Below are 9,471 nucleotides of genomic sequence, written 5' to 3'. Positions count from 1 at the left end.
GCCAGGACGTCGGCGAGCGAGAGACCGGCGGGCTGCTGCCCCTGGTCTTCGGCGTTGTCGGCCGGTTCCTTCTCCGAGGTCAGGTGGTCGGCTGTGCCCAGACCCGCATCACCGGACTGGAGTGCTTGTGTGACGGGGCCATCTGCAGGAGCGGACTCCTCGTCGTCGTTGGCCGAGGAGGACAGCAGCGGAGTGTGTGCGGCAACGCCGTGGAGCGTCGTGGCCGCGCTCCGCACGGCGCGTGAGGTCATCGACGGCATGATCATGCCGGGACCAGAAGTCGACGAGCCGTTACGGCCTGTTCGTGGAGATCACCCGTCGGGCGAGTAGGCGTTGAAGGCCAGGTACGTGCCGGTCGTAGGCGGTCTTGGCGTCCCTCCCCGGGAGCCGGTCCGGTGAAGCCGTAGTAATCGCCAGGTGGGAGGTCGGGCTAGCCTCTAGCCTGATGCGGTGAGCAACTATTCGATGTCAGCCAAGGATGTAGTCGCGCTTGTGGAGCGGCTCGACGCCCACGGCGTAGATGCGTGTATTGGCGGCGGGTGGGGCGTGGATGCGCTGCTCGGGGAGCAGACGCGAGAACATTCCGACCTCGATGTATGGGCGCCGGCCGCACATCTTGAGCCGTTGTTCCGCGCGTTCGCGGAGGTTGGTGTCGACCGGATCTTCCCGTGGCCGAACGACCGGCCGTGGAACTTCGTCCTGCACGACGGCGATCGGCTGCGGGTCGACTTGCACCTCTACGAGCGGCTCGCGGACGGATCGCTGCACTACGGATCCGTAGTGGATGGCGGCGCTTTCCCGGCTGAAGCACTCGCCGGACGTGGATCGATCGCCGGGACTGCGGTGCGGTGCGAGTCGGCTGAGTGGGCGGTGCGCTGGCACACGGGATACGAGGCTCGTGACGTTGATCGCCACGATGTGCCCCGCCTGTGCCAGCGGTTCGGGATCCCGCTTCCTGAGGGCTTCGAGCCGCTCGAAGAGTCTCTACCGAGCGGCCCAAAGGCGTAGCTACGAGGCGACCTGTCTCAATCGGTGTCTCCTCGTACTCGACGCGGGATGCTCAGGGTCCTGAGCTCCAGCAGAAACGGGTGGCATCACACCTCGTGCAGCGCATTGAGGAAGGGCAGCCAGGTGCAGGTCGCGCACCACTGCCGGACCTGCGCAGGGGCGACCCATCCAGCAGGCCCGCACTCCGAGTCCGGGGGTGGTACCGCCGGCGGACCAGCGTGTTCGGTCCGCGCGGTGAACATCAACGCGTACGACACCGGGAACGGGTAGGGGTAGCTGGCGGGTGGCCTCTCGTGCAGCGTGAAGCGCTGCCATCCGAGCAGCGTCAGTGCTTCGGCCGGTACGAGGAACCCGGTCTCTTCTGCGATCTCCCTCGCCGCGGCCTGCCGGGCGTCCTCGCCCGGGTCGGTGTGTCCGCCGGGCACGTCCCAGCAGCGGCCGGGCAGGTTGACGTGCGTCAGCAACAGGTGGCCTCGGGCATCGGACACGAGGCCGAACGCCGCGGTGGTCAGGTGCTCCGGCGGGTAGGAGCCCGCGCGAACCAGCTCCATCAGATGCGGCACTGGGATCCATGGGGCGTTGCCGGTGGCGATGACGGTCTCGGTCATTGGGACGCTCGCAAAGTGTCGACCAGCGTGGTCGTCGAGTAGGGCGTAATCCGGTCGATCGGGTGCACGTGTGCCGCGACCTTGGCGGCGGATGCCACTTCGCTCGGGTACGTGGAGAGGCTTGCGCGCGCGGTGGCGAAGACCTGAGGACGCAGGAAGCGGATCTGACGGTCGGCGGTGGGCTCGTCGTAGAGGAACACCCGGTCGACGCACCTCAGAGCGCCCACGAGGGCGGCGCGTTCACGTTCGCCGACAATGGGCCTGCTCGGGCCTTTGAGGTCCCGGACCGACAGGTCGCTGTTCACGCCGACGACCAGGAGGTCCCCCAGTCGTCTCGCCTGCTCCAGGAAGGACAGGTGTCCCGCGTGCAGTAGGTCGAAGCAGCCGGTGGCGAGCACGGCTCGGTCACCGGGCCGGGTGCTGAGCCAGTCCCGGATTTCGTCGAGTGTCGCCGGGCCGGTGCCGTCATCGGTCGGCGCCGTCATCGTCCGGCGCCCATGAGCAGGTCCCGCGCCGGCGTCAGGTCGACCCACCGGCCGTCGTCGGCAGCGGAGGCGTAGGCCGCATCGATCACCAGGGAGGTGGTCAGTGTCTCGGCCAGCAGCGATGCCGCCTGTTCCGGGTGCCGTGTCTTGATCAGGAAGTCGGCGAACATCGCGGCGAACCAGTCGCTGTGCCTCGGGTCGTCGAAGTTGGACGGCAGGGCCGTACGGTGCGGCTGGCCGTTCAGGCTGTACTGGACGTCATCGTTCTCCACGGTGACCCAGCCGCCAGTGCCGGTGATCGAGTAGTAGCTGTTGCGGTAGCCGGCCGACCAGGTCACATCCAGTTCGATCTGGACGTCGCCGTCGCACCGGATCATCAGCTTCGCGGTGTCCTCCGTGCCGGTGTGCCCGTCGTGGCGCATGGAACCGATCAGGCAGGACACGGCCAGCGGCGTGCGTCCGGTCAGGTGGGTCGCCAGGTACACGCTGTGCGGGCCGTGGTCGCGGAGGATCCCACCGCCGGCGATAACCGGATCGCGCCGCCAGTGCGGGTTCCACTCGGGGACGCCGACGGCGTGGCCGTGGCGCAGGGTGCGGAAGCGGGCGCTCAGGACGTTGCCAAAGCCGGGGCTCTGCACAACCTGTTGCATCGTCGTCAGGATGGGCGCGAACTTGTAGTTGTGGCAGGGGTAGAAGACCTTGTCCGAGGCCGCGATCTGGCCGAGCACGCGGTCGTAGCGACCCTCGTGCGGCATCAGCACCGGCTTTTCGCACAGCACGTGCAGACCGTCGCGCAGCCCGAGCTCGATGTAGTGGGCGTGGCTGGTGGGCGGCGTGCAGATGTCGATGAAGTCCGGAGTCTCGTGGTCGATCATCTCCGCGTAGGTCGCGTATGCGCGCAGCCCGGCCCTGCGGGCGGCCTCCGCGCGTGCCGGGGTGGGGTCGACGACGGCGATCACGTCGATGCCTGCGGTCTGGCCGTATCCGATGGCGTGACCGGTCGCGATGGTGCCGTAGCCGATGAGGGCGCCCCTCATGATGTACCTCCGTCAAAGAGCAGGTGCAGAAGCTGGTCGCGATTTGCGGCGAGCTGGACGTCCGAGCGCACGCGGTAGGTGGGGCAGCTGCTGACCGCCGCGTGCAGCTGCGCGCGCATCCGTCCGTACTGCGCGGCGAAGGCGCGGTAGTCGCCGCCGCACAGGTCCAACAGGTCCTCTTCGAGCCGGTAGACGGCGAGCCCGAAGGCGAACTGTTCGGCGACGCTCACCGCCTCGTCGGGGGTCAGCTGTTGCACGTCGTGTTCGCCAGGGGCACGGAAGTCGGCGATCCACACGGCGCGCAGCGGCACCGCGGCGCCCGCGTGGCGGGGGAATGCGTCGTACGGGTCGACGAGGCGCTCGCTCGGGTCGAGGGCCGCAGCACTCGCCGTGCCGACCTGGTCCAGCCAGGGGCCGGGCCGCATCCGCATGGTGCTCGCGACTCCCTGGACGGCGCCGCCTGCGAGGATCACGTGTGAGTTGGTGATGAACGTCGCGTCGCCGCTTTGGCACAGCCTGGAGACCAGGACTGACTTGCCGGCGCCACCGCGGCCGACGATCAGCGTCGCCCCGTCGCCGACGGCGATGGCGGCCGCTTTGAGGAAGAGCCCACCGGCGGTGACGGTGTGCCGCAGGAGCAGGTACTTCACGACGTACGGCCAGACCAGCCGTTGAAGGTGGTCGCCCACGAGCACGATCCGGTTGCCCGAGCTGGACATGCGCACCGGTGGTCCGAAGTGGTCGGTCACGTAGTAGCCGGAGGCGAGACTGCGGGCGCGTGCCGTGGTGTCGGCGGGCAGCCCGGGAACGGCGTCCGACAGGCACCACAGTTCCACGTCCGGCGCGGTGCTGTCGGGCAATCGGGCGGCTCGGCTGAAGTAGTGCAGCGCGGGAAAGTCGGGCACGTCGCTGACGATCCGCAGGGTGAGCGGGCCGATGCGGACGACCTGATCCGTGCGCACGGACACGGACGCGAGCAAGAGCGGTTGGGTCATCGGCCTGCCTTTCTCAGGGCCGTGCAGGCCGACCGGAAGCGGTCGGGATCCTGCCGGGCGATGTCGAGGATGTCGATGCGGTCCACCAGCGCGCGGATCGCCGCGTGCGGCGCGGTGACGGGCCCGGTGTCGTTGCCGGCAAGGAGCTCGGCGACCTCGGCGACGACGAATTGCCGTTCCGCCTCGTCCACTGCGTCGGCGATCGCGTGGACCGCGTCGTCGAAGCAGCCGTACCGGCGCCCTGCGATCAGGATCTCGGTGGTCTTGCGGTCGTAGTCGTCCGCGTCCGTGCGACCGGCACAGCTCAGGTAGTGCTCGACGCGGAAGTTGACCAGGCCCGGATAGCGGGGCTGCCCGGTGGTGGGGTCGAGGTCCGGTGACCGGACCTCCCAGATCTGCCGGTCGGTCCGGTTGTAGGTGCCCAGGTTCGGGGTGGTGACGCCGCGTCCGGCGAGAACCGCCGTCACCTCCGGGCGCGGCGGGAACGGCACCGGGCCGGGCGCGTCGCAGTCCCAGGTGTCGGGGTCGAGGTAGCCATGCAGGCACGCGCGGACCTCGGTTTCCCGGCACAGGACCCCGAGTTCCTCGACTCCGACCTGCCCGCGGCAGAAGGCGCCCCGATCCTGGTGTGGAACGGGGGTGTCGTCGCCCGGGAGCTGTGTCTTCTCAAAGTCGACGAGATGGTGCACCTGGCCGTGCACGAGGATGTTGCGGGGGCTCAGGTCGCCCCAGAGGATTCCGCGGTTGAGCAGGGCGTCCATCAGATCCCGGTAGTCGCGCAGCAGCGACGTGTGCTCGCCCGGTGCCAGCAGCATCGACTCGGCGGTCTCACCGGGAACCCACTGCCAGACGGCGTATACGTGGCCGGATGCGCCGTCCCGGATGGTCGCGAGCAGGGGCGCGAGCTGAAGGCGCCGGGCCCGGCCGAAGGAGATGCCGCCGGCGAGTCGGGAGGCGAGGGCGCGGTAGGCGACCTGTTCCCGGGCGAACCGGCCGGGCTTGGCCGGGTTGGCACGTTTGCTGATCACCCGGGTGCCGTCGGGCAGACACCACGACTTGACGATGCCCTGACGCAGGCGCGCGTTCGGCCCGGGCACCTCGTGCTGGCTCTCCACGAAGTCCGAGAAACCCGCGCCGAAGTCGTCCAGCAGGGCACCGACCATGCCCCGACGCTCGAGATCAGGTACGTAGGCCCGGGTGCGGTGGTCGGCCGCCGTCAGCACCTGCTCCAGGTCGCCCGTCAGGCTGACCTCCGCCGTGCCGGGGCGGGCGAACCGGCGCCGCCCGATCTCGTGTTGCAGCCGGCCGCGCTCGTGGGCGTTGTCGGTGGCCGCCAGTCGTTCACACAGCCGGACGACGGCATCGGGCGAGTCCGGCCGCAGGTAGACCGCGACAAGGCGGCAGTCCCCGGTGACCTCGCGCAGCCGCGCTGCCAACGTGGCGGCGTCCGGCGGCAGCGCCGCCAGCCGCTCACCGATCAGGGCTTGGACGCCGGCCTCCACCCGGCCGGTCGGGTCCCAGGAGTATCCGGGAAGCTGAGTCGCGCTGATCATCGGCGACCCACCGGATCCTCCGACCGCCAGGTGGCGGGACGCAGCACGGCCGACAGCAGCGCTCCAGAGGCGTCCTGCTCGGCCACGCCGACCAGCACCTCGCCGCCCGCACGGGGGACGCGGTAGCGCAGCCGGACGCGACGTCCGGAGAGCAACTCACACGTGTCATGGCCGCCGACAGCGCTCAACTGCCCACCGGACAGAACCCACTCCGTCCCGCTCGCTCCGAAGTCGACCCGCCCGCGCTCAATCGCCGCATCGGTGCGTTCCGGCAGACCGACCGTGACCGTCACCTGGTCACCGTCGCGGCAGACCTCAACCGTCCAGGACGGCGTCGGGCAGCCGGTGTCCAGCTCGATCCGGCTCCCGAGCAAGGGGGTCACGGCAGCGAGGTCGAACCAGCCGGGCAGGAGCAGCGACTCCTCATCGACCGGAAGCCGCGCCCAGAAGTCCCACCACAGGCAGCGGGGAAACGGGCCGATGCCGGCCACCACAGGCAGCGGATTCCTCCCCAGGAGCACGGTCGACGCCCAGCCCGCCCAGCGCACCGCGTCCCACGCGTCCAGGTCTGCGACCAGCGCGAGGAACCGCTGCACATCGAAGGCCTGGTGCTGGACCAGCGCGTGAAGGTCGGCCAGCTCGGCCAGCTTCACGTAGGGCTTGGCGCGATGCGACAGCGACCACATGTTGGTGAAGTTCAGGAACGCGTGGGCGCACAGCACGATCGCCAGCAGGCAGGGGTCGGGAACCGTCACCGGGCCCACCGTGACGGTGCCGCCGTCCACCAGCCGGGCGTGCCGGATCGCGTGCATCGAGGGAGCACGACGCGGCTGATACCAGGTCCTCGCGTGCTCCGGGGGCGTGAGGTACGCGTCGCGCACCGCACCGTACCCAGGTACCGGCAGGTAGGCGTGTACGTCGATCTCGACGCCCTCACGGGTGTACTCGCCGAGTTCGTGGAGAAACGGGGCCCGGGTCCGCTCGTAGCCGAGCCGGATCAACGTCTCGATCAGCGGCCCGCCGTCGGCACAGACCAGGTCGATGTCCCCACACCGCAACAGGTGCTTGTCACCGGTGAGCAGCCCGGTCGCGATCCCCTTCACCAGAACCGGCGGCGGCTGCTCGCCGAGCCCGGCCACGATGCGCTCGACCGCACGCATGTGGGCCTCGACGAGCGCCAGGGTTTCGGCATGCATCACCACGACGGGCCCACCGAGCCTGCGGCGCAGCCATTCCGGCCCAGTGGAGAGGCGGCGCTCCAGACGGCCGCTGAGCGCGTGCTGCCCGACCAGATCGAGCAGCACACCGTCGTCGAAGTCCTCGTCCTCCGGGATGGCGTCCGCACCGGCAGCCCACCGCAGGACCTCCGTGACGGCGCCCATCACAGCACCACGAACGCGGGGTACGGCGACTGAGGAAACCGCTGGACGCGGTGGTCGGCGAGGTCCACGGCGCCCTTCAGCGCCACGGTCTCACCGGGGAAGTCCGGATGCGTCAGCTCGTCGAAGGCCAGGACACTGCCCGCGGGCATGTGTGGGCGCAGCAGCTCCAGGCACGCGCGCGTCGGATCGTGCAGGTCCATGTCGAAGTAGGCGAGCGCCACGATCGTCTGCGGGTTGCGTTCCAGGTAGGCGGCCAGTTGCTCCGGTGCGTCGCCCTTGCACAGCTCGAACCGCTGGATGTGCGCCATCGGTGCCTCGGCCTCGTGCAGGCGCAGGACCTGTTCCAGGTAGCTCTCGTAGCCGGGCGTGACGCTCATGCTGCCCGGGAAAACCCGGTCGGAGTCGCCGTCCTGCGGGGCCGGGTCGAGGAAACCCGTGAAGGTGTCGAACCCGACGATCTTCCGGTACATGTTGGTCGGCTCGTGGCGGGCCCGCAGCGCGTTGAACACGGACAGGTGGCGGCCCCAGCGGACACCGAACTCGACGATGATCCCGTGGACGCCGAGGATGTGCTGATAGAGCTGTTCCAGTGTGAGGATCTCGTTGATGCGCTGCGGGCGCATGAACACTTCGAGGTGGTCGAGCAGCGCGTCCTCGGGGATCGGCCGCTCGGCGAACAGCTCCATGAGCCGCTTTCTGGTCGCCTGCTCGGTGTCGGAGGGTGCGATCAGCCGGGTTGTCGTCACTCGTGGTCTCCTCAGTGCTTCGGCCGATCTCGTCGGCGAGCTGCGAATGAATCTGTGCCGTCGCCGCCGGGCAACCGCCGGCGGGCAGGCTCGCGCCTCGACGATGGCGCCGGGGCGCACCCCCAAGGGAAGGGGCTTCGGCGTTGATCAGGCGGCTTGCGTCGTGAGCACGGCCAGCGCCTGGTCGCAGCCGTGCAGCGCGAACTCGATGTCCTCGCGGGTGTGCGCGGCGGACAGGAACCACTGGTGGCCCGGATGCAGCAGCACCCCGTGCCGCGCCGCCCCGGCGGCGAACGCCGTGCTCATCCCCTCGCGAACGATCGGATCGGGGTGGGTGAACTGCAAGAACGGCATCGGCGCGTACCCGACCACCCGGGCTGGCACACGATGCCGGTCGACGAGCGCCGACAGGCCGTCCTGAAAGGCGGAGCCGACCTCCCAGATCCGCTCCAACGCGTCGGTGTCACGCAAGATCCGGATCGTGGCGAGCGCTGCGGCCATCGGTGCCGGGTCCGCGTAGAACGTCGACGAGATCCGTGTCCGCGCCAGGCAGGACAGCACGTCGGCCCGCCCGACGACGGCGGAGATCGGATGCCCGTTCGCCATGGCCTTGCTGAACGTACTGACGTCCGCCTGGACACCCAGGAGCCCCTGAGCACCGGACAGACCCAGCCGGAACCCTGAGCGCATCTCGTCCAGGACGAACAGCGCCCCGTGCTCGTGCGCGATGTCGCGGATCTTCTGCAAGTGGCCCTCGGGAGCCGTCTCGTCGCCGAACGGCATCATCAGCACGCACGCCACCTGCCCGGGATGACGGGCGAACGCATCACGCAGCGTGCTGAGATTGCGGTAGTCGAACAGCAGCGTGTCGACGCGGGTCGCTTGCGGAATGCCCGCGGGGATACCCGCTGCCCAGTCGTGCCAGCCGTTGTAGCCCCAGCGGATCACCTTGTCGCGCCCGGTGAAGATCCGGGACAGCCGTACCGCCGTACTCGTCGCGTCGGACCCGGTCTTGAGCAGGTATGCCATCTCCGCGCCGGGCACCACCGAGGTCAGCAGGTCGGTGAGCTCGCTCTGGCGGCGACTCCACAGCGGAGCGATGCAGTTGCCGTTGCGCAGTTCAGCGAGCACCGCCTCGGTCACCCGTTCATCGGCGTGCCCGAGGACGACGGGCCCGTACCCGAGGTTGAAGTCGACGTACCGCCGCCCGTCCAGATCCCACAGGTAAGGCCCGGCAGCGCGACTGAAGTAGCGCGGGTAACGGGTCTGTCCGCTCGCGCACGGTCCGATCACGTCGCCTCTGGTGGCCGCCCGCGCATCCGTACGAGCACTTTGGGCGTGCCATCGGTCGTCGAGCGCCATGCCCGCGCCCGCGGCGGTGAACCTCCGCCCAGGGCCGGGAGGGGCACTGTCCATCGGCGGGTCCTGCGCCAGGCGCGAAGAGGCCACGGCCTCGTAGGCGGCGGTCATCTCGTTTCCTCTCGGTGTAAAGCGCAGAGCGCAGCGATGCCGCTGCCCCGGCCAGATCGGCGGGACGGCCGCGCGGCCGGTGGAACTTCGACCCGCCTCCGCTGCCGTGCCGGGGGCGAGCCGAGGGGTCAGCGGCGTTCGCCCATTGAACTGCCGGGGAACACAAGGAATGAGGGGCCAGGAAGGG

General features: G+C 69.7%; 10 protein-coding genes. 1 reads left to right on the top strand and 9 read right to left on the bottom strand.

Annotated features, from left to right (window positions below):
* The coding region (locus ACFU8Q_RS16240; protein WP_384453579.1) for a hypothetical protein at positions 1–251 on the bottom strand (251 nt) is incomplete at its 3' end.
* A 199-nt stretch (positions 252–450) separates the two neighbouring features.
* On the opposite strand from ACFU8Q_RS16240, the gene ACFU8Q_RS16235 reads away from it, so the two are divergent.
* Positions 451–1,008 carry a nucleotidyltransferase domain-containing protein gene (locus ACFU8Q_RS16235; RefSeq protein WP_384453577.1) on the top strand — a complete coding sequence of 186 codons (558 nt, stop codon included), beginning with the start codon at positions 451–453 and terminating at the stop codon, positions 1,006–1,008.
* Between the two features lie 86 nt (positions 1,009–1,094).
* Here the strand turns inward: ACFU8Q_RS16235 and ACFU8Q_RS16230 are convergent, their stop codons facing one another.
* The 8 genes from ACFU8Q_RS16230 to ACFU8Q_RS16195 all read right to left on the bottom strand — a co-directional run bounded on the left by ACFU8Q_RS16230 (position 1,095) and on the right by ACFU8Q_RS16195 (position 9,284).
* Complete coding sequence (locus tag ACFU8Q_RS16230) at positions 1,095–1,616, bottom strand: NUDIX hydrolase (protein WP_384453574.1); 522 nt, start codon at positions 1,614–1,616, stop codon at positions 1,095–1,097.
* Positions 1,613–2,101 (bottom strand): adenylyltransferase/cytidyltransferase family protein, encoded by a 489-nt coding sequence (locus ACFU8Q_RS16225; protein ID WP_384453571.1) that lies wholly within the window; start codon positions 2,099–2,101, stop codon positions 1,613–1,615. The genes ACFU8Q_RS16230 and ACFU8Q_RS16225 overlap by 4 nt, the downstream gene beginning before the upstream one ends.
* Positions 2,098–3,138: a Gfo/Idh/MocA family protein gene (locus ACFU8Q_RS16220; protein WP_384453568.1), complete on the bottom strand. Its 1,041-nt coding sequence runs from the start codon at positions 3,136–3,138 to the stop codon at positions 2,098–2,100. Before ACFU8Q_RS16220 ends, ACFU8Q_RS16225 begins: the two co-directional genes overlap by 4 nt.
* On the bottom strand, positions 3,135–4,133 hold the full coding sequence (locus tag ACFU8Q_RS16215; RefSeq protein WP_384453566.1) for a hypothetical protein: 999 nt from the start codon (positions 4,131–4,133) through the stop codon (positions 3,135–3,137). Before ACFU8Q_RS16215 ends, ACFU8Q_RS16220 begins: the two co-directional genes overlap by 4 nt.
* On the bottom strand, positions 4,130–5,686 hold the full coding sequence (locus ACFU8Q_RS16210; RefSeq protein WP_384453563.1) for a hypothetical protein: 1,557 nt from the start codon (positions 5,684–5,686) through the stop codon (positions 4,130–4,132). Before ACFU8Q_RS16210 ends, ACFU8Q_RS16215 begins: the two co-directional genes overlap by 4 nt.
* On the bottom strand, positions 5,683–7,068 hold the full coding sequence (locus ACFU8Q_RS16205) for a nucleotidyltransferase family protein (protein ID WP_384453561.1): 1,386 nt from the start codon (positions 7,066–7,068) through the stop codon (positions 5,683–5,685). The genes ACFU8Q_RS16210 and ACFU8Q_RS16205 overlap by 4 nt, the downstream gene beginning before the upstream one ends.
* On the bottom strand, positions 7,068–7,814 hold the full coding sequence (locus tag ACFU8Q_RS16200; RefSeq protein WP_384453558.1) for a class I SAM-dependent methyltransferase: 747 nt from the start codon (positions 7,812–7,814) through the stop codon (positions 7,068–7,070). The genes ACFU8Q_RS16205 and ACFU8Q_RS16200 overlap by 1 nt, the downstream gene beginning before the upstream one ends.
* 147 nt (positions 7,815–7,961) lie before the next feature.
* Positions 7,962–9,284 carry an aspartate aminotransferase family protein gene (locus tag ACFU8Q_RS16195; RefSeq protein ID WP_384453556.1) on the bottom strand — a complete coding sequence of 441 codons (1,323 nt, stop codon included), beginning with the start codon at positions 9,282–9,284 and terminating at the stop codon, positions 7,962–7,964.
* Between the last annotated feature and the right edge of the window lie 187 nt (positions 9,285–9,471).

Origin of the sequence: Streptomyces sp. NPDC057543 (assembly GCF_042801895.1) — a bacterium.
GTDB lineage: Bacteria > Actinomycetota > Actinomycetes > Streptomycetales > Streptomycetaceae > Streptomyces.
This window is presented reverse-complemented; position numbering and strand designations above follow the sequence as displayed.

Coding starts and splice junctions, on each gene's coding strand:
- ACFU8Q_RS16230 (WP_384453574.1), bottom strand. CDS start 1,616: ATGACCGAGACCGTCATCGCCACCGGCAACGCCCCATGGATCCCAGTG.
- ACFU8Q_RS16225 (WP_384453571.1), bottom strand. CDS start 2,101: ATGACGGCGCCGACCGATGACGGCACCGGCCCGGCGACACTCGACGAA.
- ACFU8Q_RS16220 (WP_384453568.1), bottom strand. CDS start 3,138: ATGAGGGGCGCCCTCATCGGCTACGGCACCATCGCGACCGGTCACGCC.
- ACFU8Q_RS16215 (WP_384453566.1), bottom strand. CDS start 4,133: ATGACCCAACCGCTCTTGCTCGCGTCCGTGTCCGTGCGCACGGATCAG.
- ACFU8Q_RS16210 (WP_384453563.1), bottom strand. CDS start 5,686: ATGATCAGCGCGACTCAGCTTCCCGGATACTCCTGGGACCCGACCGGC.
- ACFU8Q_RS16205 (WP_384453561.1), bottom strand. CDS start 7,068: ATGGGCGCCGTCACGGAGGTCCTGCGGTGGGCTGCCGGTGCGGACGCC.
- ACFU8Q_RS16195 (WP_384453556.1), bottom strand. CDS start 9,284: ATGACCGCCGCCTACGAGGCCGTGGCCTCTTCGCGCCTGGCGCAGGAC.